This is a genomic window from Pseudomonas sp. C9 (assembly GCF_002000165.1).
GTDB lineage: Bacteria > Pseudomonadota > Gammaproteobacteria > Pseudomonadales > Pseudomonadaceae > Aquipseudomonas.
Map to the genome: position 1 here is coordinate 1 of NZ_MPAK01000002.1, position 20504 is coordinate 20504.

Below are 20504 nucleotides of genomic sequence, written 5' to 3' on the forward strand. Positions count from 1 at the left end.
CCTCGATGTCGGCTCATCACATCCTGGGGCTGAAGCCGGTCCCAAGGGTATGGCTGTTCGCCATTTAAAGTGGTACGCGAGCTGGGTTTAGAACGTCGTGAGACAGTTCGGTCCCTATCTGCCGTGGACGTTTGAGATTTGAGAGGGGCTGCTCCTAGTACGAGAGGACCGGAGTGGACGAACCTCTGGTGTTCCGGTTGTCACGCCAGTGGCATTGCCGGGTAGCTATGTTCGGAATAGATAACCGCTGAAAGCATCTAAGCGGGAAACTAGCCTCAAGATGAGATCTCACTGGGACCTTGAGTCCCCTGAAGGGCCGTCGAAGACTACGACGTTGATAGGTTGGGTGTGTAAGCGCTGTGAGGCGTTGAGCTAACCAATACTAATTGCCCGTGAGGCTTGACCATATAACACCCAAGCAATTTGCGTCGAAAGGCCAGATTGCGGTGTGTGAAGACGAAACGAACCGAAAGTTCGAGATACTCACAAAACACCCAACTATCGCATACCCAATTTGCTGAAGCGCGGCCGACTGGCCACGATTCGGTACCCGAATTTCTTGACGACCATAGAGCATTGGAACCACCTGATCCCATCCCGAACTCAGCAGTGAAACGATGCATCGCCGATGGTAGTGTGGGGTTTCCCCATGTGAGAGTAGGTCATCGTCAAGATTAAATTCCGAAACCCCAATTGCGAAAGCAGTTGGGGTTTTGTTTTGTCTGCAGAAAAGTTCGTACCCAGGTGATCTGCTTCAAGCATGAAGACTCAGGCCTCATGCTCGATCAAGGCTTTACGAATAGCTTGCGCTAGTCCAAAACGCCGCTTGAGCGCGCCTTAGCGTGCCGTGTTATTGGGCGACGAACGAAGAGCCTGATTCGCCGAAGACCTGGCCATAACGCTTCTGGGGAGCTTACAGGCCGCCCGGTAGGCCTGGCAGGCTGATTTGCCTGTGCTTCAGGGCATGATCACATGCCTCAGGCATGCGCCGCCCAAGATGCCCAGGGATTAGGAATAGCAGACCATCACCCACAAAAAAGCCCCAGACCCTAAGGACTGAGGCTTTCTCGTTTCAACGTATGGTGCACCAGGCGGGATTCGAACCCACGACCCCTGCCTTCGGAGGGCAGTACTCTATCCAGCTGAGCTACTGGTGCAAGCGGGCGCCATGATACTCATATGTGTAGCGGGCGTCCATGCTGCTGAATCGCTTGCGGTTTTTGAAAGCGTAACGTGCGTTTGCTACGTTGATCCGAAAAATAACGCAAATGCGGCGTTTTCGTTCTTTTTTTCGAACAGGCTATTGTCCTTTACCCCCTTTGATCCTAGGATTCGTTTGAGATTTCAAACGCTCTTGTCTGGGTGCTGAACCGCACGATATCCATCGGTGCGCTATTTATGTGCTTCAGCCCAGTGAATGATTTCCCTGACGGCAGCCTAAGGGCGCCTTTCTACAATCATAATTTGCTCCGCGCCTGCCGCGGTGCTGTTAAGGAAAGCCGACATGCAGCTTAAAGACACCCAGTTGTTCCGCCAGCAAGCCTTTATCGATGGCGCTTGGGTCGACGCAGACAGTGGTCAGACGATCAAAGTGAACAACCCGGCAACGGGCGAAATTCTGGGCACTGTGCCGAAAATGGGTGCTGCCGAGACCCGTCGTGCAATCGAAGCCGCTGATAAAGCGCTGCCGGCCTGGCGTGCTCTGACCGCCAAGGACCGCGCGAACAAGCTGCGCCGCTGGTTCGAGCTGATTATCGAAAACCAGGACGACCTGGCTCGCCTGATGACCCTCGAGCAGGGCAAGCCATTGGCCGAAGCCAAGGGCGAAATCGTTTACGCTGCTTCCTTTATCGAGTGGTTCGCTGAAGAAGCCAAGCGCATCTACGGTGACGTGATTCCTGGCCACCAGCCAGACAAGCGCCTGATCGTGATCAAGCAGCCAATCGGCGTGACCGCTGCCATCACCCCGTGGAACTTCCCGGCCGCGATGATCACCCGTAAAGCCGGCCCAGCACTGGCTGCCGGTTGCACCATGGTGCTCAAGCCTGCTTCGCAAACCCCGTTCTCCGCATTCGCTCTGGCTGAACTGGCTCAGCGTGCCGGCATTCCAGCCGGTGTGTTCAGCGTTGTTTCCGGCAGCGCCGGCGACATCGGTAGCGAGCTGACCAGCAACCCGATCGTACGCAAACTGTCCTTCACCGGCTCGACCGAAATCGGTCGTCAGCTGATGGCTGAATGCGCCAAGGACATCAAGAAAGTGTCCCTGGAACTGGGCGGCAACGCGCCGTTCATCGTGTTTGACGACGCGGACCTGGATAAGGCCGTCGAAGGCGCGATCATTTCCAAATACCGCAACAACGGCCAGACCTGCGTCTGCGCCAACCGTCTGTACATCCAGGACTCGGTCTACGACGCATTCGCCGAGAAGCTGAAAGTGGCCGTGGCCAAACTCAAGATCGGCAACGGTCTGGAAGACGGCACCACCACTGGCCCGCTGATCGATGAAAAAGCCGTGGCCAAGGTACAAGAGCACATTGCTGACGCAATCAGCAAAGGCGCAACCGTTCTGGCGGGTGGCAAGGTCATGGAAGGCAACTTCTTCGAGCCGACCATCCTGACCAACGTGCCGAAAAACGCTGCAGTGGCCAAAGAAGAAACCTTCGGTCCATTGGCACCGCTGTTCCGCTTCAAAGACGAAGCCGAAGTGATCGCGATGTCCAACGACACCGAGTTCGGTCTGGCTTCGTACTTCTATGCTCGCGACCTGGGCCGTGTGTTCCGTGTGGCTGAAGCCCTGGAATACGGCATGGTCGGCGTCAACACCGGGTTGATCTCCAACGAAGTCGCGCCGTTCGGTGGCATCAAGGCCTCGGGCCTGGGCCGTGAAGGCTCCAAGTACGGCATCGAAGATTACCTGGAAATCAAATACCTCTGCCTGGGCATCTAAGCCCGGCAAGGCATTGCTTCAAGCACAAAGGGCACGAGAGCGCTGACCCTTTGTGCGTTTCAAATCGCATTATTCTCGGTGGCCGGGAACGTAGTGACAGTCGATCATCGCATGCTGTTGCCGTTGCTCCCCGCCACTTAATCCTTGAACCACGCCGCCCGATGAGCGGTGAATGAGGACTGTATGAGCAAGACTAACGCTTCTTTGATGGCCCGCCGTACCGCTGCTGTTCCACGTGGTGTAGGCCAGATTCACCCGATCTTCGCCGAGTCCGCGAAGAACGCTACCGTGACCGACGTCGAAGGTCGTGAGTTCATCGACTTCGCCGGCGGTATCGCTGTGTTGAACACCGGTCACGTGCACCCGAAAATCATCGCCGCCGTAACCGAGCAGCTGAACAAGCTGACCCACACTTGCTTCCAGGTTCTGGCCTACGAGCCGTACGTAGAAGTGTGCGAAAAAATCAACGCCAAGGTTCCAGGTGATTTCGACAAGAAAACCCTGCTGGTGACCACGGGTTCCGAAGCCGTAGAAAACGCCGTGAAAATCGCCCGTGCCGCCACTGGCCGTGCCGGCGTGATCGCCTTCACCGGCGCTTACCACGGTCGCACCATGATGACCCTGGGCCTGACCGGTAAAGTCGTGCCTTACTCCGCCGGCATGGGCCTGATGCCAGGCGGCGTGTTCCGCGCCCTGTACCCGAACGAACTGCACGGTGTGAGCATCGACGATTCGATCGCCAGCATCGAACGCATTTTCAAGAACGATGCTGAACCGCGTGACATCGCTGCAATCATCATCGAGCCAGTGCAGGGCGAAGGTGGTTTCTACGTTGCGCCTAAAGAATTCATGAAGCGTCTGCGTGCCCTGTGCGACCAGCACGGCATCCTGCTGATCGCTGACGAAGTACAGACTGGCGCTGGCCGTACCGGCACCTTCTTCGCCATGGAACAGATGGGCGTTGCTGCCGACCTGACCACGTTCGCCAAATCCATCGCAGGCGGCTTCCCGCTGGCGGGTGTATGCGGCAAGGCCGAATACATGGACGCCATCGCTCCAGGCGGCCTGGGTGGCACCTACGCCGGTAGCCCGATCGCTTGCGCTGCGGCCCTGGCCGTGATGGAAGTGTTCGAAGAAGAACACCTGCTGGACCGCTGCAAGGCTGTCGGCGAGCGTCTGGTCACTGGCTTGAAAGCCATCCAGGCCAAGTACCCGGTTATCGGTGAAGTCCGCGCCCTGGGTGCAATGATCGCTGTTGAGCTGTTTGAAAACGGCGACAGCCACAAGCCAAATGCTGCTGCGGTAGCGTCGGTTGTGGCCAAGGCTCGCGACAAGGGCCTGATCCTGCTGTCCTGCGGCACCTACGGCAACGTTCTGCGCGTCCTGGTACCGCTGACTTCGCCGGACGAGCAACTGGACAAAGGTCTGGCGATCATCGAAGAGTGCTTCTCCGAGCTGTAATCACCTTGTGTGACCTGATCGACAAAAAACCCGCTTAGGCGGGTTTTTTTACGCCTCTTGAAACACATTGAGTGCATTTGTTATGTATCGGGCCGTCAGTGTTGACTAAGGTTCATGCATTGCGAGGGAGCGTATTGCATGAGTGCCGTTGATTTGCCCGCCGTACCGAGAGTGTTGATTGCCGAGGCTGACCCTTGGTCTCTCGATTTGCTCAAACAGGTGTTGCTGAATGTGCGCTGCGACGCGCGGCTGGACCTGTGCGCCGATGGTCAGCAGGCGTTGGAACTGCTGGCGGACGTGCCGTATGACCTGGTCATCGTCGACTGGGAGTTACCCGGCGTCGATGGCCTGAATGTGTTGCGCAATGTGCGCCAGCGCAAGCGCAATCCATTGCTGCCCTTCATTCTGATGAGCAGCCGCAATGACAGCGCGAGTGTGCATGAAGCCTTGCCCCTGGCGCCCACCGCTTACTTGACCAAACCCCTGGACATGGAAAACCTGACCCACCGCCTGGAGGAGTTGCTGCTGAATGTCGGTGAGGAAGTGTCCTGCGCGATACCGGTGCTGGCACAAGGCATGACGTTGTCGGTGTACCTGGAGCGTCGTCGGGAGCTGGCGGATGGCGCACCGTTGATGACTGACGTACAAGTGGCGGTCAAGCGCAGCCTCACCCCCCAGCGACTGGACCTGACCCGACTCGAAGCTGAAATCCGTACCGACCCTCAGATCACCGCGGTATTGATCGCCGCCGCCAATAGCGCAGGCCATCATCTGGGGGCAGCGGTTCAAACCCTGTCTCAAGCGTTGCACCGATTGGGGACGGGGCAAAGCATGAACCTCATTCTGGGGCTGACCCTCAAGCGCAGTGCCCGACTGAGCGATCCGTTCCTGGCGGATTATGCCGAGCGCTATTGGGAGCTGTCGCTGCATACCGCCGAATACGCCCGGACGCTGGCGCGCTTGCTGGATCTGGATCAAGAGCGTTGTTATTGCGCAGGTTTGTTGCATCGACTTGGCGACCTGGCATTGCTCAAGTGTTTGCAGGAATGGAAGCAGGCCGGGGGTGAGTTGGATGAGTGGGAAGAGGTGGGTGATGCGCTCGCCGAGTTCGGTGCAGCCTACGGTTCGGCACTGCGCACTCGCTGGCGGCTGCCGCTGGAGTTGCGAGAACTGATTGCGGCGGTCTATCAGCTCGGTGGCGGGGTTTACTCTCGCGAAGCGCTAGTGATGAACATGGCGGCGCAATTGGCGCGTCTGACGGAGCACGAGGGCATTGAGGCGCTAGCCAGGAGCCGCACGGCGCGGTTGCTCAAGATTGGCTTGCCGGAGCTGATGCGTTTGCGCAAAAAGTAAGGCATACACTAAGGGGGTTGGTGATTGGCCTGCTAGCTGGAAACAATCCGGTTTTTGCCTTGTCGCTTGGCTTCATACATCGCCGCATCCGCCCGAGAGAACAGGCTGTCGAGGCTTTCGTCGGCTTCGGTGAGGCTGGTCAAGCCCTGGCTGACGGTGATGCCGAACGTCTGGTCGCCATGACTGAAGCTCAATTGTTGAATCTGCCGTTGCAGACGTTCGGCCACTTGCATGGCCGTGTCGGGCGCGCAGCCGGGGAACACCGCCGCGAATTCTTCGCCACCAATTCGCCCGAACACATCCCCACGGCGCAATGCCCCGCGCCCGCTTTCGGCGATCTGTTGCAGCACCGTGTCACCTTTCGGATGACCGTATGTGTCGTTGACTACTTTGAAATCATCGATGTCCAGCAACAGGAACGCCAGCGGCGTCCCTTGCTTGCGTGCGAGTGCAAACTCTCGTTGCGCGCATTCGAAGAAGTGCCGGCGGTTACTGCTTTGCGTCAGCACGTCGGTGGTGGCCAAACGTTGCAGCTCGGCGTCCATCCGCTTTTTTTCGGTGATGTCTTCGGCAATGCCCACGATGATGACCGGTTGCCCGGGTTCGGCCTGGCGGTTGATGAAGCATTTGTCGCTGAGCCAGCGAACCTGTCCGTCAGCATCGATGATGCGGTATTCGCGATCTTCAACGGCGCCTTTGACCAGTACTTCGGCCAGGCTTTGCTGCGCATAGTCCAGATCGTCGGGGTAAATGCTGTCGCGCCATTCGTTACAGTCGGACAACAATTTCCCGGCGCTGCGGCCGAAAATCCGCTCATAGGCCGGGCTGACATAGAGCACCTGACGGGTTTCCCAATTGAATGCCCAGAGCACCGCATTGACGCTCACCAGCAGCGAGCTGAACAGCTGTTCGCGCTCGCTCAGTCGCGCCACTTCGCTTTGGGCATGCATCAGCGCCATCAGGGTTTGAGCCGTGTCTGGCGATTGCGCAAAGGATGAGTCGTGCGGGTTTTTATGGACCATCGAGACAAATCTCAAAGTACTGCGCCGCTCCAGGTTCGAAAGCGGCTACAGCGAAGCTCGCCGGGGGGCGAAGTGTCTTTGAGATAGGGGATTTAGAGCTAAGTTCCGAAGGGTGCGCCCGCGAGCGGGGGCGCACCGATCAACGGCATCAGGCAGCGGAAGGGCGCAGGGAATAGGTTTTCAACTGGTCGGCAAAGTCGCGCAGCGATTGAATGCCGCTGGCCTCGGCTTCATGCACCCAGTCCTTGATGGCAGCGAGCATGTCATGACCATTTGAGCTGGTCTTGACCCAGATCTGCTGCAAGGCCAGGCGTTTCTCGTAAATTACCTTCAGCGCCTGGCTGTGCTCGAGCATGGTCTGGATGCGAACGTGGTGTTTTTCGTCCAGCAAGCTGGTTTCCCGCGAAAGCAGGCGCTTGGCGCGGTGGAATTGATGGCGGACCGAGTGATCAACCTTTTCCAGCTCTTGCTTGACCAGTGGCGCGATAACCAATTTGCGGTACTGGGCCATGATCTGGAAGCGGTTATTGAGGATCGCCATGGCGGTGTCCATGTCCAGGTTGCCTTTACCTTCAACCCGGTGGGCGATCGGTGCAACACGCTGGACTTTGGCCAGACGAAAGAAACTGAAGACCTGGATCCAGGCCCAACCAAGGTCGAACTCCCACTTCTTCACTGACAATTTTGCCGAGTTAGGGTAGGTGTGATGATTGTTATGCAGTTCTTCGCCGCCGATCAGGATGCCCCAAGGCACCAGGTTGGTCGCCGCATCGCGGCATTCGAAGTTGCGGTAGCCGATGGCATGACCAAGGCCGTTGACCACACCGGCGGCCCACACCGGGATCCACATCATCTGGATGGCCCAGATGGTGATGCCGATGGTGCCGAACAGCAGCAAGTCGATGACGCCCATGATCGCCACACCCAACAGCGGATAACGGCTGTAGAGGTTGCGTTCGATCCAGTCCTCGGGGCAGTTCTTGCCGTAGATGCGCAGGGTCTCGGGGTTTTCCGCTTCGGCGCGGTACAGCTCGGCACCTTTGCGCAGAACGGTGGAAAGCCCCTTGATGACCGGGCTGTGCGGGTCATCGACGGTTTCGCATTTGGCGTGGTGCTTGCGGTGGATGGCCGTCCACTCGCGGGTGTTCTGTGCAGTGGTCAGCCACAACCAGAAGCGGAAGAAATGTTTCAGGCCGGCATTGAGCTCAAGCGAGCGATGGGCTGAATAACGATGCAAATAGACCGTAACGCCAACAATCGTGACGTGGGTCATCAACAGAGTGACTGCGACCAGAGACCAAGGCGACAAGCCGAGAAAACCTTCGTACCACATAGGCTATAGGGCCCTCGATAAAGAAAAAAACAGCCGTTGCATTATCACTAAGCCCACGGATAAAACCAGTCGCCCTTTCAGATAAGAGTGGCTGGATGTGTCTTCAACCTATAATTCCAACCCTACTGTAGGGACATGGACGGCCCAATGTCTGCCACCTATCGCGATGCCCTGCGTACAGCGCTGCTTTATCTGTTGATTTCAGTCGCCTGGATGGCGTTCAGCGGCTATTTATTGAACAGTTTCTTCGATAGCTCTGCTGAGTTATTGCGATGGCAACTGATCAACGGCTATGTCTGGGTGGTGCTCAGCGCAGGGTTGATCTTCGTTGCCCGGGCCCGGCTGTTCCAGTGTCTGGGGATCGGCGCCAAACTGCGCGAGCGGCATGCCGACCGGGAGCGCTTGCGCCAGGCCGCCGCCGTGTTCGATTGCACGCGTGAGGGTGTTCTGGTCACCGATAGAAACGGACGGATTGTCCATGTAAATCGGGCCTTCATGGCGATCACCGGTTATCAGCAGAATGAAGTGCTGGGCCAACAACCCAGTCTGTTCAAATCGGGCCATCATCCACCGTCGTTTTACCGGTCGATGTTTGCAGCCCTCCACAGCACTGGCGAGTGGAGCGGGGAAATCTGGAACCGCCGCAAAAGCGGTGAAATCTACCCGCAATGGCAAACCATCCGCATCATTCATGACGATCAGGGGCGGCACAGTCATTACGTGGCGGTGTTTTCCGATATCAGTGCGATCAAAAACTCCGAGCATGAGCTCAAACACCTGGCTCACCACGACCCGCTGACCGATTTGCCCAATCGGCTGTTGTTCACCGACCGTGTCGAACAGGCACTGGCGTCGGCGCAAATCCACAAACGGAGTTGCGCGTTGCTGATGATCGACCTCGATCACTTCAAGATGATCAACGACAGTCTCGGGCACACCGTGGGTGATCAGTTGCTAAAAGCCGTGGCCGAGCACTTGAAAGCCCTGTTCGGCCCGGGAATCACGCTGGCGCGCCTGGGCGGTGACGAGTTTGCGGTGCTCGCCGAAAACTGTCCGCAAGTGGCGCAGGCGGCGACGTTGGCTCAGCGGGTCATCGATGGTCTGCGCGAGCCCTTCTATATCGACGGGCATCGACTTTTTATCAACACCAGTGTCGGCATCAGTCAGTTTCCCGGTGATGCCTTGGGTGCCGAGCAAATGTTGCGCAACGCCGACTCAGCGCTGTTCAAGGCCAAGAGTGCAGGGCGCGATGGTTACGCGCTTTACACCGAAGAATTGACGGCCCATGCCCAGCAGCGCGTGGAAATAGCGTTTGAATTGCGGCGCGCCCTGCAGCAGCAGGAGTTGCGCGTCCATTACCAACCCGTGCATGACCTCAAGACCAGCCGTCTGATAGGGGTGGAAGCGTTGGTGCGTTGGGAACATCCGCAGCGCGGGCTTGTGTCGCCGGCAGAATTTATCCCCGTCGCCGAGCGTATCGGGCTGATTGCCGAGATCGATGCCTGGGTCTTGAGGCAAGCCTGTGAGCAAATGTGCCAGTGGCAAGCGGCGGGTGTGGCGTTGTCGTTTGTCGCGGTGAATGTTTCATCGCGACTGTTTGCCCGGCGTGAGCTGTATCAGCAGGTGGCTCGGGTGCTTGATGCGACGGGCCTTGACCCGAAGTATCTGGAACTGGAAGTCACTGAAAGCGCAGTGATGGATGATCCGGAGGAGGCGCTGGAGCAGATGCATCGCCTGCGTGAGTTGGGCGTGCGGTTGGCCATCGACGATTTCGGCACTGGCTATTCGTCGCTGCTGCGCCTCAAGCGATTGCCAGTGCAGAAGCTCAAGATCGACCAGGGATTTGTTGCAGGTTTGCCCTGGGATGAGGATGACGTGGCCATTGTGCGGGTGATCATTGCCTTGGCGCAGAGCATGGGAATGCAGGTGCATGCCGAGGGGATCGAGCAGCTTGAGCAGGCCGGTTTCCTGCTGGAGCATGACTGCGATCTGGGGCAAGGCTACTGGTTTGGGCGCCCGGTGCCGGCTGAGCAACTGGATTGGATGTGTGCGCCGGTTATTCGATAAGCCCGCGATCGTTCCTACGCTCTGCGTGGGAATGCCGCCCGGGACGCTCCGCGTTGCCGCAAAACCATGACGCAGAGCGTCATCGAATGCATTCCTGCGCAGAGCATGGAAACGATCAACACGCCGTAACCCCCCGTCCCGCCAAATAATATTTTCTGGTTATATAAACATTCTTAAATAGTCTTTTTAAGAATAACCGCGCCTCTCTACTATTGGTCTCACGCCGCAAGCAGTGCCGCCACTGCCAGGCAACCTCTCAGTTGAAGGAGCAGCACCATGAGCGCATCCCTACGTAGTGTTGATGGCCAAGACGAAGCAACCATTTTGCGTGAGATCCAGAGCGCGTTGCGCGATCTGCGCTTTGGGGCGGTGGAGATCACCGTGCACAACGCCCAGGTCGTCCAGATCGAACGCAAAGAGAAATTCCGTTTGCAGAACCCGAGCAAGCCGAGCTGAGAAATCGGCGACCCGCTTCCAGCACTCCATAAAAAAGCCAACACAATCAGAATTCCAGGAGCTTTCACCATGTCGTCGATTCGTCATTTTGCTTTGGCCGCCCTGGCCAGTGCCCTTTTTGCGGGTTCCGCGGTCGCCAAGGATTACGAACTGCTGAACGTGTCGTACGACCCGACGCGTGAGCTGTACCAGGACTACAACGCCGAGTTCATCAAGTTCTGGCAGCAGGATCACGCAGGCGACAATGTGAAGATCCAGCAATCCCACGGTGGTTCGGGCAAACAGGGGCGCGCTGTCATTGACGGTCTGCGCGCTGACGTCGTGACCCTGGCCTTGGCCGGTGACATCGACGAAATTGCCAAACTCGGCAAGACCCTGCCGGCCGACTGGCAGAAGCGTCTGCCGGAAGCGAGCACGCCGTACACCTCGACCATTGTGTTCCTGGTGCGCAAGGGCAACCCGAAGGGCATCAAGGACTGGGGCGACCTGGTCAAGAATGACGTATCGGTCATCACCCCGAACCCGAAAACCTCCGGCGGTGCACGCTGGAACTTCCTCGCGGCGTGGGCTTATGGCCTGAAAGCCAATGGCGGTGACGAAGGTAAAGCCAAAGATTACATCCAGACCCTGTTCAAGCACGTTCCGGTGCTGGATACCGGTGCTCGTGGCTCGACCATCACCTTCGTCAACAACGGTCAGGGCGACGTGTTGCTGGCCTGGGAAAATGAAGCGTTCCTGGCCCTGAAGGAAGACGGTGGTGCCGACAAGTTCGAGATCGTCGTGCCTTCGCTGTCGATCCTCGCCGAGCCGCCAGTGGCCGTGGTCGACAAGAACGCCGAGAAAAAGGGTAACGAGCAGATCGCCGAGGCGTACCTCAAGCATCTGTACAGCCCGGCAGGCCAGGAAATCGCGGCGAAAAACTTCTATCGTCCTCGTGACAAAGACGTGGCCGCCAAATACGCCAAGCAGTTCCCGACCCTGGAGCTGGTATCCATCGACAAAGACTTCGGCGGCTGGAAAACCGCACAACCGAAGTTCTTCAACGATGGTGGCGTGTTCGACCAGATTTACCAGGCGCAGTAGTCTTAAATAGCCATCAACGAGCCCCGATTTAACCGTTGGGGCTTTGCGCGTTCTCAACCAAGGACTTTTATGTCGCGTCGTATCTCCCCCGTCATACCCGGCTTCGGGCTGACGCTGGGTTACACCTTGGTGTACCTCAGCCTGATTGTGCTCATTCCACTGGCGGCGATGTTCGTCCACGCTGCCCAACTCACCTGGGACCAGTTCTGGGCAATTATCTCTGCACCGCGAGTGCTGGCGGCGTTGAAGCTGAGCTTCGGCACCGCGCTCTATGCGGCGATCATCAACGGCATCATCGGCACGCTGCTCGCCTGGGTACTGGTGCGCTATACCTTCCCGGGGCGCAAAGTCATCGACGCAATGATCGACTTGCCCTTCGCTTTGCCGACTGCGGTGGCCGGTATCGCACTGACTGCGTTGTACACCCCCACCGGTTTGGTGGGTCAGTTTGCGGCGGATCTGGGTTTCAAGATCGCGTACACCCCCCTGGGCATCACCCTTGCCCTCACTTTTGTGACACTTCCATTCGTAGTACGTACCGTACAGCCGGTATTGGCCGATATTCCCCGTGAAGTGGAAGAAGCGGCGGCGTGCCTCGGTGCAAAACCGTTGCAGGTTTTCCGCCATATCCTGGTGCCCGCGTTGTTGCCTGCGTGGCTGACCGGTTTCGCTTTGGCCTTTGCCCGCGGGGTCGGCGAGTACGGCTCGGTGATTTTCATCGCCGGCAACATGCCGATGAAGACCGAGATCCTGCCGCTGCTGATCATGGTCAAGCTCGACCAGTACGATTACACCGGCGCCACGTCCATTGGTGTACTGATGCTGGTGGTTTCTTTCGTCCTGTTGCTGCTGATCAACCTGCTGCAACGTCGCATCGAAACCCCATAAGGAGGCGCGAACCATGTCCCAATCATCCATTGCTGCCGCCTCTTCGGCCAACGCTGCGCGCCGTGGCAGTGCCACCTCGCGAAGAATCCTGATCGGTCTTGGCTGGCTGATTTTTGCGCTGTTTCTGCTGTTACCGCTGTTCATCGTGGTGTCCCAGGGCCTGAAGCTTGGCCTCGGTGCGTTCTTCACCGCGATTTTTGAACCGGACGCGCTGTCGGCGCTGAAACTCACGGTGATCGCCGTGTTGATTTCCGTGCCGCTGAACCTGGTGTTCGGTGTCAGCGCCGCATGGTGCGTGAGCAAGTACTCGTTCCGCGGCAAGAGCATGCTGGTCACGTTGATCGACTTGCCGTTCTCGGTATCGCCGGTGATTGCCGGCCTGGTCTACGTGCTGATGTTCGGCGCCCAGGGCCTGTTCGGGCCGTGGCTGCAGGATCACGATATCCAGATCGTCTTCGCCTTGCCGGGCATCGTGCTGGCGACGATTTTCGTCACCGTGCCGTTCGTGGCGCGTGAGCTGATCCCGCTGATGCAGGAACAGGGCACGCAAGAGGAAGAGGCCGCGCGCCTGCTGGGCGCCAATGGCTGGCAGATGTTCTGGCACGTCACCGTTCCCAATATCAAATGGGGCCTGATCTACGGCGTGGTGCTGTGTACCGCGCGGGCGATGGGTGAGTTCGGTGCGGTGTCGGTGGTTTCCGGGCACATTCGCGGGGTGACCAACACCTTGCCGTTGCACGTCGAGATCCTCTACAACGAATACAACCACGTGGCCGCGTTCGCCGTGGCGAGCCTGTTGCTGATCCTGGCGCTCTTCATCCTGCTGCTCAAGCAGTGGAGCGAAAACCGTATTAACCGCCTGCGCGCCAGCGCCGCGGAGGAATAATTCATGTCGATCGAAGTGCGTAACGTCAGCAAGAATTTCAACGCGTTCAAGGCGCTGGACAACATCAGCCTGGACATTCAGAGCGGCGAACTCGTAGCGCTGCTCGGCCCGTCCGGCTGCGGCAAGACCACGTTGCTGCGGATCATCGCCGGGCTGGAAACCCCGGATCAGGGCAACATCGTGTTCCACGGTGAAGACGTGTCCGGCCATGACGTGCGTGATCGCAACGTCGGTTTTGTGTTCCAGCACTACGCCTTGTTCCGCCACATGACGGTGTTCGACAACGTCGCATTCGGCTTGCGCATGAAGCCGAAAAACCAGCGCCCGAGCGAAAGCCAGATCGCGGTGAAAGTCCACGAATTGCTGAACATGGTGCAACTGGATTGGCTGTCGGATCGTTATCCGGAACAGCTCTCCGGTGGCCAGCGCCAACGCATCGCCCTGGCCCGCGCCCTGGCGGTGGAACCGAAAGTCCTGCTGCTCGACGAACCGTTCGGTGCTCTCGACGCCAAGGTCCGCAAAGAGCTGCGCCGCTGGCTCGCGCGTCTGCACGAGGACATCAACCTGACCTCCGTTTTCGTGACCCACGACCAGGAAGAAGCGATGGAAGTGGCCGACCGCATCGTAGTGATGAACAAAGGGGTGATCGAGCAGATCGGCTCACCGGGCGACGTCTACGAAAACCCGGCCAGCGATTTCGTCTATCACTTCCTCGGCGACTCGAACCGGCTGCATCTGGGGGAGGACCATCACGTGCTGTTCCGTCCTCACGAGGTGTCGCTGTCACGTCATGAGCTGGAAGATCACCACGCGGCTGAAGTGCGCGACATTCGTCCGTTGGGCGCGACGACTCGGGTGACGTTGAAGGTCGAAGGCCAGGTCGAACTGATTGAAGCTGAAGTGGTGAAAGACCATGACAGCCTGACCGGGTTGGCGAAGGGCGAGACGCTGTTCTTCAAGCCCAAGGTCTGGCAAAAACTCGCCAACCTCTAAAGCAAAAGCATCGTCGGAGCGCCGCCCGGAGCAAGCTCGCTCCCACAGGAGTTCTATGTACGCCATAGATCCAATGTGGGAGCGAGCTTGCTCGCGATGGCGCCTTAGGCCGCAGCGCGATTCGGATTGATTCGTACACCCCCGGCCCGCGCCTCGATCTGCTCTTTGAGGTCATGCCGCAGCCCCAGCAAAAACGCCAGTTCCGCCACCACAAACAACGGCCCGACAATCAACCCGGTCACGTCGTCGACAAACGCCGGTTTACGCCCTTCATAGTGATGGCCGACAAACTGAATCGCCCAGCCGATCACAAACATGCCGATGCCGCTCACCAGCCAGACCAGCGTGCTTTGCTGCGCCAGCGTTTGCCCCGCCCAAACGGACAGTGCCAGCAACACAGTCATCAACACCCCGAGGCGCAACTCCAGGCGCAGGTAAAACCACGCCGACGCCAGCGATACCAGCACCGCGGGTGAAAGCCAGCCACCGGCCCATTGCGGCCGCGACAGCAGCACTGCGACTGCCACCACGATCAGCGGAATACCGATAAAGTGGCTGGCAATGTTGCGCGGGTCTCGGTGGTAGGCGGCGTATTGACTGAGGTGGTCGACGAGGCTTTTCATTATTGTTCTCCTGTAAGGTGATCGATCATGCCCCGGGGCCATTTTTCGCTCTGTCAGCCAGGCGACAGTCTAGGAGTTTTCATGGATATGCAGGACTGGCGTTCAACCCTCATGACGGGGCAGTGGTTCAGTCATCTACCCGTTTCTTTCCAGCATAGTCTGCTGGCGGTTGCCCGGGCGCGACGGCTGGGAGCGGGGCAACTGCTGTTCAAGCGTGGCGATCCGCCGTGCGGGCTGTACGCGGTCCTCGAAGGATCGGTGCGCATTGGCGCGGTGAGCGAGCAGGGCAAGGAGGCCTTGCTGAGCCTGGTGGAACCACCGCATTGGTTCGGCGAAATTTGCCTGTTCGACGGCCAGCCGCGCACTCACGATGCGTTCGGCGTGGGCCAGTGCGTGTTGCTGCACATCCCGCAAGCGGTACTGTTGAAGTTGCTCGATGAGCAACCGCAGTATTGGCGGCAACTGGCGTTGCTGATGAGCCAAAAACTGCGCATGACCTTCATCAACCTCGAACAATTGAGCCTGATGCCGGCACCGGCACGGCTGGCGCATCGCTTGCTGATGATCGCTGCCGGTTACGGCGAAATCACCCCGCCTCGCCGAGTGCTGCAACTGCCACAGGAGCAATTGGCGTCGATGTTGTCGCTGTCGCGCCAAACGACCAATCAGATTCTCAAGGAGTTGCAGGGGCAGGGGATTCTGGATCTGAGGTACGGCGAAATCGAGATTCTGGACGCTGAGCGGCTGCGGGCGCTGGCGATTGTTTGAAACCCGACGTTATCGGTGGGCTTTGTCTGCGAAGGCGCCTAGCCTGTGATGACGATTATCGAGGTGTGCCATGCGTGTACTGTTAGTGGAAGACGAACCCGAAACCGCCGCACTTCTGGCCAAAGGCCTGAGTGAGGCGAGTTATTCGGTTGATGTGGCGCTCAACGGAATGGACGGCCGGCGCTTTATCGAGTCTGGTGAGTACGAACTGATCATCCTCGACGTGATGCTGCCGGGACTCAACGGTTGGCAGTTGCTGCAACAGATCCGCAAGCTCGGCGAGACGCCCGTGTTGCTCCTCACCACAAAGGACGGCATCGAGGATCGTCTGCGCGGCCTGGAGTTGCATGAGGATGATTACTTGCTCAAGCCGTTCGCCATGAGTGAGCTGGTAGCGCGCGTGCGCAAGTTGTTGCGGCGCGATCGCGGGCGCTGATGGTTGTCGGTTGGTTAAAATTTGAGCTGAGCTTTGTGCCTGAACTGCACTAAATACAATGTATAAACACAAGTTAGTAGTTTTTGCACTGTATGGAATGCAGGTTGGCGTATGAAAAATCTTGGTGATCTAATCCGTTCGCTACGCAAAGAGCGAAAGCTCTCCCAGCAGGCGCTGGCAGAGCAGTACGGCATGAGCCGTTCTACGATCTCGGGCATAGAGAACAATACCGTCTCTGAAATTGGTTTGCGCAAGGTCGAAGCGATCCTCAACGGCTTAGGTTATGAACTGACCGCCGTGCCGCTGCAGTCGAAGCGCCCCACGCTCGACAGTCTCAAGAAGGTGAACTTCCATGGATGAACCGCAGGAAAGGGACAGGCTGCAAATCAATGTCAGCGATACCGCAGTCGGAAACCTCGGCCGAGGCCAGGTTCGCAGCGACACTGTGTTTGCTTATGCGATAGAGACGCAGGAAGAAAACGCCGTCTCGTTGACGATGCCGGTTCGCCTCGAAAGTTACTCGTGGGAGCGAGGCGTGCCGCCGCTTTTTGAAATGAATTTGCCTGAAGGCGCTTTGCGCGACGAGTTGACTCGTCGTTTCAGTAAGGCAGTTCGAGGATTTGACGATTTTTCTCTGCTGTCAATTGTCGGTCCCCACCCGCTTGGGCGAGTAGGCATTACACCGGAGCAGAATGCGCCCGACCGGCCTCCCGAAACCAGTCTTGCAGACCTGTTGATTCACGATGGCACGCAAGGCTTGTTCGACGACCTCATGGATACCTATGGCCAATATTCCGGTGTTTCCGGCGTGCAGCCCAAAATGCTGATGCGCTTTGGCCGCTCGGCCTGCAACTTGACCGAAGGGCGTTGCAACGAACTGCTGCAACAAGTCGTCCATGGGATGGATTTGGCGATGATCGAGATGCGCAATCACATCAAGGCAAACAGCGCATTTGCCGAGGTTGGCGCCGGGATGTTGGACCAGTGGGAAGTAGGCGTTGCGCGCAGTCTGGTCAAAGGCTGATCAGCGCAACCCATCCCGAAACTGCCCCGGCGTCATTCCAGTCCAACGCTTGAACGCGCGGCTGAAACTGCTGGTATCGGCAAAGCCCAACAGGTAACTGACTTCACTCAACGAACACTGCGGGTCGCGCAGGTGCAACAGCGCCAGGTTTTCGCGACTTTCATTGAGCAGCGTATCGAACCGGCAACCTTCGTCCGCCAGGTGCCGTTGCAGGCTGCGCAAGCTCAGGTGCAGGGCCTTGGCGATGTGTTCGGCGCTGGGTTCGCCTTCCGGTAATTGTTCTTCAATGGCATCGCGCACCTTGCGCTCCCAGGTCAGCGGCTTTAGCTGCGCCAGCGTTCGCTTGAGCACGGTTTCGTTGTGCTCGGCCAGCTCCGGGTTGGCGTCGTCCAGGTGACTGTCGAAGTCGACGAGGGCAAATTCCAGTCGGTCTTCATCGGCGCCGAAGTACACCGGCGAACGGAACACCTTGTGCCATTGATGTGAATCTGCCGGTTCCGGGCGGCGCAGGTACACCGCCAGTGGGGCGTAATCGCGGCCCAGACGATTGCGGCAGGTGCGCACATAAATCGCCGCGAAAGCGTCGATGGCTTCGAATGCGGGTGCGGGGTTGCCGGGCGGAATTTTCAGGCGAAAACGGTAGCAATCTTCGGCACGGGTCAGCTCCAGTTCCAGGGCATCGCTGACCACCTGGTGATAGCGCACGATGCGTTCGAACACCTCGCGCAAACTGCCGCTGGCCACCAGCGCATAACCGAGCGCATGAAACGTGGTGGGGCTGACGAAGCGCGACACGCGCAGGCCAATCGCCGGATCGCCACTGACCTGCACCGCGATTTCCCACAGGCGTGTGGTGCTGGACAACGGGTAACGAGCGTTCGGGTCGTCCATCAATTGCGGGTCGAGCCCCGCCTGGTGGCACAGGGCGGTGCTGTCGAGGCCCAGGGCATCGAGCTGCTTGCGCAGGGCGCGGGTCCAGCTGGCAAGGGAGGTCGGTTCAGTCATGCTGATTGGCGCTTCCGGTCAACAGGTTGGCGTTCACGGCTACCACCTTGTAAACAGTCACAAGGCAGGATGCGAACATCAATAACCAGAGGATGGAAGCATGCACGGTACTTCTGCAAGTCCCCAACGACTGAATGCAGCGCAGCGATCAGCACATATTCGTGAAGTGGTGCTGACCAAGGGCGTCGAATTGCGCCAGCGCTACCCGATACTCAATCACCAGGACGCCCTCGGCGCAGGCATTCTGGCATTCGCCCTGGCCGGGATGATCGGGTCGGCGGCCCTCTACATGACCGGGCACATGGCCTGGTGGGCCTGCCTGTTGCTCAACGCTTTTTTCGCTTCGTTGACCCACGAGCTGGAACACGACCTGATTCACAGCATGTACTTTCGCAAACAGCGGGTGCCGCACAACCTGATGATGGGGCTCGTGTGGCTGGCGCGGCCGAGCACCATCAATCCATGGATCCGTCGTCATCTGCACCTCAATCACCACAAGGTGTCCGGCACTGAAACCGACATGGAAGAACGTGCCATCACCAACGGCGAGCCTTGGGGTGTTGCGCGACTGTTGATGATCGGCGACAACATCATGTCGTCGTTTATCCGCATGCTACGGGCCAAGACCTGGGCGCAAAAATTCAGCATCGTCCAGCGTACTCTCAAGGTCTACGCACCGCTGGCGCTGCTGCATTGGGGCGCGTGGTACGTGTTTCTCGGCTTCCATGCGGCCAACGGAATCGCGTCTTTGATGGGCGCGCCTATCGAGTGGTCAGCGACCACGTTGTCGGTGATGCAGGTGATCGACATCGCAGCCGTGGTGATCATCGGTCCGAACGTGTTGCGCACGTTCTGCCTGCACTTCATCAGCTCGAACATGCACTACTACGGTGACGTGGAACCGGGGAACGTCATTCAGCAAACTCAAGTGCTGAACGCTGCATGGCTGTGGCCCTTGCAGGCGTTCTGCTTCAACTTCGGCAGCAGCCACGGCATCCATCACTTTGTCGTGAAAGAACCGTTTTACATCCGCCAGATGACCGTGCCAGTGGCGCATAAGGTGATGCGCGAGATGGGCGTGCGGTTCAATGATTTCGGCACATTCGCCCGGGCCAACCGGTTTACACGCAAAGAAGCTGTACAGCCGCAGGAGGTGCGTGCCGCTCAGGTGTGATGGCTGTGATCGGAAATTCAAACACGCAACAAGCGATGGCATTGGCGTTCGTCATCAATCTGACCCAAACGAGCGATACGTTAAGACACCAGCAGGGAGGCTGGGTGTTCCACGAATCGCTGAGCGCATATTCTTTATGGGTCTAATAAAGTAATTAAATATTCCTTTGTTAGATAACCGTTTCGAACAATCATCGCTTCACAGGTTTTTGAGTTTCCGGGGCCGTCTCCTTGGCAGGGTGCGGCCCTTTTTTTTGCCCAGGAAAAATGCCGACCCATTCTTGGTAACCTGCATATTCTATAAACGCATTAATAAATAGCTTCTTATTCCTTAACGAATATAACTCTCCTCCCTATACTCGACCACGAACAGACACGCTGCAGGAGAGTTCCCCATGCGCAACGAATCAATTCGCTACCTGATTGTGCCGGGCTGGCAAGGATCGCCGGAAGATCATTGGCAAAGCCACTGGCAGAACAGCCTGCCGAACAGCGCGCGGGTGGAGCAGGCCGACTGGCTGACGCCGCGTCGTGAAGACTGGGTCGCGGCGCTGGCCGAGGCGATAGTCGCCGACAGCACGCCGGTGATCCTGATCGCTCATAGCCTGGGTTGCATCACCGTCGCCCACTGGGCAGCGGCTGCACCCGTGCAATTTCTACGTCAGGTGCGCGGGGCCTTGCTGGTCGCGCCGGCCGATGTCGAACGCCCGGCGTGCGCGCCGGCCTTGCGCAACTTCGCGCCGATTCCCACTGACCTGTTGCCGTTTCCAAGCCAGGTCGTCAGCTCCGACAACGACAACGCCGTCAGTGCGTCGCGAGCCCTTGAGCTGGCGCGCAACTGGGGTGCCGAGGCGGGGATTTTATCGGGTGCCGGACATATCAATGTGAAGTCGGGTCACCAGCGCTGGGAGCAGGGGTTTGCGTACCTCTATCGCCTGCAAAACCGAATGGAACACCACGCCTTGCGCCGCGCTTGAACCTTTTAT

Annotated in this window: 19 protein-coding genes, 1 tRNA gene and 2 rRNA genes; 17 read left to right on the forward strand and 5 right to left on the reverse strand. The window is 58.3% G+C overall.

The features are described 5' to 3' along the window. Together BMS17_RS26885 and rrf are read left to right on the forward strand one after the other, a co-directional pair. A 23S ribosomal RNA gene (locus BMS17_RS26885) occupies window positions 1-407 on the forward strand; the annotation flags it as partial. A gap of 151 nt (window positions 408-558) precedes the next feature. Next, a 5S ribosomal RNA gene (gene rrf, locus BMS17_RS26890) occupies window positions 559-674 on the forward strand. A gap of 406 nt (window positions 675-1080) precedes the next feature. Here rrf and BMS17_RS26895 read toward each other — a convergent pair. Continuing rightward, a tRNA-Arg gene (locus BMS17_RS26895) sits at window positions 1081-1157 on the reverse strand. Window positions 1158-1504: 347 nt separating this feature from the next. Here BMS17_RS26895 and gabD point away from each other — a divergent pair. The 3 genes from gabD to BMS17_RS26910 all read left to right on the forward strand — a co-directional run bounded on the left by gabD (window position 1505) and on the right by BMS17_RS26910 (window position 5761). Next, on the forward strand, window positions 1505-2947 hold the full coding sequence (gene gabD / locus BMS17_RS26900; RefSeq protein ID WP_046031364.1) for an NADP-dependent succinate-semialdehyde dehydrogenase: 1443 nt from the start codon (window positions 1505-1507) through the stop codon (window positions 2945-2947). Window positions 2948-3130: 183 nt separating this feature from the next. Next, complete coding sequence (gabT, locus tag BMS17_RS26905) at window positions 3131-4408, forward strand: 4-aminobutyrate--2-oxoglutarate transaminase (RefSeq protein ID WP_046031363.1); 1278 nt, start codon at window positions 3131-3133, stop codon at window positions 4406-4408. A gap of 138 nt (window positions 4409-4546) precedes the next feature. Further along, window positions 4547-5761: a response regulator gene (locus BMS17_RS26910; RefSeq protein ID WP_077432228.1), complete on the forward strand. Its 1215-nt coding sequence runs from the start codon at window positions 4547-4549 to the stop codon at window positions 5759-5761. A 32-nt stretch (window positions 5762-5793) separates the two neighbouring features. Here the strand turns inward: BMS17_RS26910 and BMS17_RS26915 are convergent, their stop codons facing one another. Both BMS17_RS26915 and desA read right to left on the reverse strand, forming a co-directional pair. After that, window positions 5794-6783, reverse strand: a complete 990-nt coding sequence (locus BMS17_RS26915) for a sensor domain-containing diguanylate cyclase (RefSeq protein ID WP_077432229.1) — start codon at window positions 6781-6783, stop codon at window positions 5794-5796. A 148-nt stretch (window positions 6784-6931) separates the two neighbouring features. Further along, on the reverse strand, window positions 6932-8116 hold the full coding sequence (gene desA, locus BMS17_RS26920; RefSeq protein ID WP_046031360.1) for a delta-9 fatty acid desaturase DesA: 1185 nt from the start codon (window positions 8114-8116) through the stop codon (window positions 6932-6934). A 147-nt stretch (window positions 8117-8263) separates the two neighbouring features. Between desA and dibA the strand changes: the two genes are divergently transcribed. From dibA to BMS17_RS26950, 6 genes are all read left to right on the forward strand, one after another. Next, a complete protein-coding gene (gene dibA / locus BMS17_RS26925; RefSeq protein WP_077432230.1) occupies window positions 8264-10183 on the forward strand; it encodes a phosphodiesterase DibA in 1920 nt (639 codons plus the stop codon). A 276-nt stretch (window positions 10184-10459) separates the two neighbouring features. Further along, complete coding sequence (gene oscA / locus BMS17_RS26930) at window positions 10460-10639, forward strand: sulfur starvation response protein OscA (RefSeq protein ID WP_046031358.1); 180 nt, start codon at window positions 10460-10462, stop codon at window positions 10637-10639. A 69-nt stretch (window positions 10640-10708) separates the two neighbouring features. After that, the gene (locus tag BMS17_RS26935) at window positions 10709-11722 is read left to right on the forward strand and encodes a sulfate ABC transporter substrate-binding protein (protein WP_077432231.1); all 1014 of its coding nucleotides are present in this window, start codon (window positions 10709-10711) and stop codon (window positions 11720-11722) included. A 69-nt stretch (window positions 11723-11791) separates the two neighbouring features. Then, the gene (gene cysT, locus BMS17_RS26940) at window positions 11792-12610 is read left to right on the forward strand and encodes a sulfate ABC transporter permease subunit CysT (RefSeq protein WP_033058556.1); all 819 of its coding nucleotides are present in this window, start codon (window positions 11792-11794) and stop codon (window positions 12608-12610) included. Between the two features lie 13 nt (window positions 12611-12623). Then, a complete protein-coding gene (gene cysW, locus BMS17_RS26945) occupies window positions 12624-13496 on the forward strand; it encodes a sulfate ABC transporter permease subunit CysW (RefSeq protein ID WP_046031356.1) in 873 nt (290 codons plus the stop codon). A 3-nt stretch (window positions 13497-13499) separates the two neighbouring features. Then, entirely contained in the window at window positions 13500-14489 is a 990-nt protein-coding gene (locus BMS17_RS26950; RefSeq protein WP_046031355.1) for a sulfate/molybdate ABC transporter ATP-binding protein, read from the forward strand. A gap of 104 nt (window positions 14490-14593) precedes the next feature. Here BMS17_RS26950 and BMS17_RS26955 read toward each other — a convergent pair whose 3' ends face one another. After that, a complete protein-coding gene (locus tag BMS17_RS26955; RefSeq protein WP_046031354.1) occupies window positions 14594-15112 on the reverse strand; it encodes a DUF962 domain-containing protein in 519 nt (172 codons plus the stop codon). An 81-nt stretch (window positions 15113-15193) separates the two neighbouring features. Here BMS17_RS26955 and BMS17_RS26960 point away from each other — a divergent pair, with 81 nt between their 5' ends. The 4 genes from BMS17_RS26960 (at window position 15194) to BMS17_RS26975 (ending at window position 17340) form a co-directional block, all read left to right on the forward strand. After that, window positions 15194-15880 (forward strand): Crp/Fnr family transcriptional regulator, encoded by a 687-nt coding sequence (locus BMS17_RS26960; protein WP_046031353.1) that lies wholly within the window; start codon window positions 15194-15196, stop codon window positions 15878-15880. Between the two features lie 70 nt (window positions 15881-15950). Continuing rightward, on the forward strand, window positions 15951-16316 hold the full coding sequence (locus BMS17_RS26965) for a response regulator (RefSeq protein ID WP_046031352.1): 366 nt from the start codon (window positions 15951-15953) through the stop codon (window positions 16314-16316). Window positions 16317-16427: 111 nt separating this feature from the next. Further along, the gene (locus BMS17_RS26970; RefSeq protein WP_046031351.1) at window positions 16428-16676 is read left to right on the forward strand and encodes a helix-turn-helix domain-containing protein; all 249 of its coding nucleotides are present in this window, start codon (window positions 16428-16430) and stop codon (window positions 16674-16676) included. Then, complete coding sequence (locus BMS17_RS26975) at window positions 16669-17340, forward strand: HipA N-terminal domain-containing protein (protein WP_046031350.1); 672 nt, start codon at window positions 16669-16671, stop codon at window positions 17338-17340. Before BMS17_RS26970 ends, BMS17_RS26975 begins: the two co-directional genes overlap by 8 nt. Here BMS17_RS26975 and BMS17_RS26980 read toward each other — a convergent pair whose 3' ends face one another. Continuing rightward, window positions 17341-18345 carry an AraC family transcriptional regulator gene (locus BMS17_RS26980; protein ID WP_046031349.1) on the reverse strand — a complete coding sequence of 335 codons (1005 nt, stop codon included), beginning with the start codon at window positions 18343-18345 and terminating at the stop codon, window positions 17341-17343. A 100-nt stretch (window positions 18346-18445) separates the two neighbouring features. Here BMS17_RS26980 and BMS17_RS26985 point away from each other — a divergent pair, with 100 nt between their 5' ends. Next, window positions 18446-19519 carry a fatty acid desaturase gene (locus BMS17_RS26985; RefSeq protein ID WP_077432232.1) on the forward strand — a complete coding sequence of 358 codons (1074 nt, stop codon included), beginning with the start codon at window positions 18446-18448 and terminating at the stop codon, window positions 19517-19519. Between the two features lie 394 nt (window positions 19520-19913). Next, the gene (locus BMS17_RS26990) at window positions 19914-20495 is read left to right on the forward strand and encodes an alpha/beta hydrolase (RefSeq protein WP_046031347.1); all 582 of its coding nucleotides are present in this window, start codon (window positions 19914-19916) and stop codon (window positions 20493-20495) included. Window positions 20496-20504 lie beyond the last annotated feature (9 nt).

Coding starts and splice junctions, on each gene's coding strand:
- desA (WP_046031360.1), bottom strand. CDS start 8,116: ATGTGGTACGAAGGTTTTCTCGGCTTGTCGCCTTGGTCTCTGGTCGCA.
- cysT (WP_033058556.1), top strand. CDS start 11,792: ATGTCGCGTCGTATCTCCCCCGTCATACCCGGCTTCGGGCTGACGCTG.
- BMS17_RS26910 (WP_077432228.1), top strand. CDS start 4,547: ATGAGTGCCGTTGATTTGCCCGCCGTACCGAGAGTGTTGATTGCCGAG.
- dibA (WP_077432230.1), top strand. CDS start 8,264: ATGTCTGCCACCTATCGCGATGCCCTGCGTACAGCGCTGCTTTATCTG.
- gabD (WP_046031364.1), top strand. CDS start 1,505: ATGCAGCTTAAAGACACCCAGTTGTTCCGCCAGCAAGCCTTTATCGAT.
- BMS17_RS26990 (WP_046031347.1), top strand. CDS start 19,914: ATGCGCAACGAATCAATTCGCTACCTGATTGTGCCGGGCTGGCAAGGA.
- BMS17_RS26955 (WP_046031354.1), bottom strand. CDS start 15,112: ATGAAAAGCCTCGTCGACCACCTCAGTCAATACGCCGCCTACCACCGA.
- BMS17_RS26970 (WP_046031351.1), top strand. CDS start 16,428: ATGAAAAATCTTGGTGATCTAATCCGTTCGCTACGCAAAGAGCGAAAG.
- BMS17_RS26960 (WP_046031353.1), top strand. CDS start 15,194: ATGGATATGCAGGACTGGCGTTCAACCCTCATGACGGGGCAGTGGTTC.
- BMS17_RS26985 (WP_077432232.1), top strand. CDS start 18,446: ATGCACGGTACTTCTGCAAGTCCCCAACGACTGAATGCAGCGCAGCGA.
- BMS17_RS26935 (WP_077432231.1), top strand. CDS start 10,709: ATGTCGTCGATTCGTCATTTTGCTTTGGCCGCCCTGGCCAGTGCCCTT.
- BMS17_RS26915 (WP_077432229.1), bottom strand. CDS start 6,783: ATGGTCCATAAAAACCCGCACGACTCATCCTTTGCGCAATCGCCAGAC.
- BMS17_RS26980 (WP_046031349.1), bottom strand. CDS start 18,345: ATGACTGAACCGACCTCCCTTGCCAGCTGGACCCGCGCCCTGCGCAAG.
- BMS17_RS26965 (WP_046031352.1), top strand. CDS start 15,951: ATGCGTGTACTGTTAGTGGAAGACGAACCCGAAACCGCCGCACTTCTG.
- BMS17_RS26975 (WP_046031350.1), top strand. CDS start 16,669: ATGGATGAACCGCAGGAAAGGGACAGGCTGCAAATCAATGTCAGCGAT.
- oscA (WP_046031358.1), top strand. CDS start 10,460: ATGAGCGCATCCCTACGTAGTGTTGATGGCCAAGACGAAGCAACCATT.
- BMS17_RS26950 (WP_046031355.1), top strand. CDS start 13,500: ATGTCGATCGAAGTGCGTAACGTCAGCAAGAATTTCAACGCGTTCAAG.
- gabT (WP_046031363.1), top strand. CDS start 3,131: ATGAGCAAGACTAACGCTTCTTTGATGGCCCGCCGTACCGCTGCTGTT.
- cysW (WP_046031356.1), top strand. CDS start 12,624: ATGTCCCAATCATCCATTGCTGCCGCCTCTTCGGCCAACGCTGCGCGC.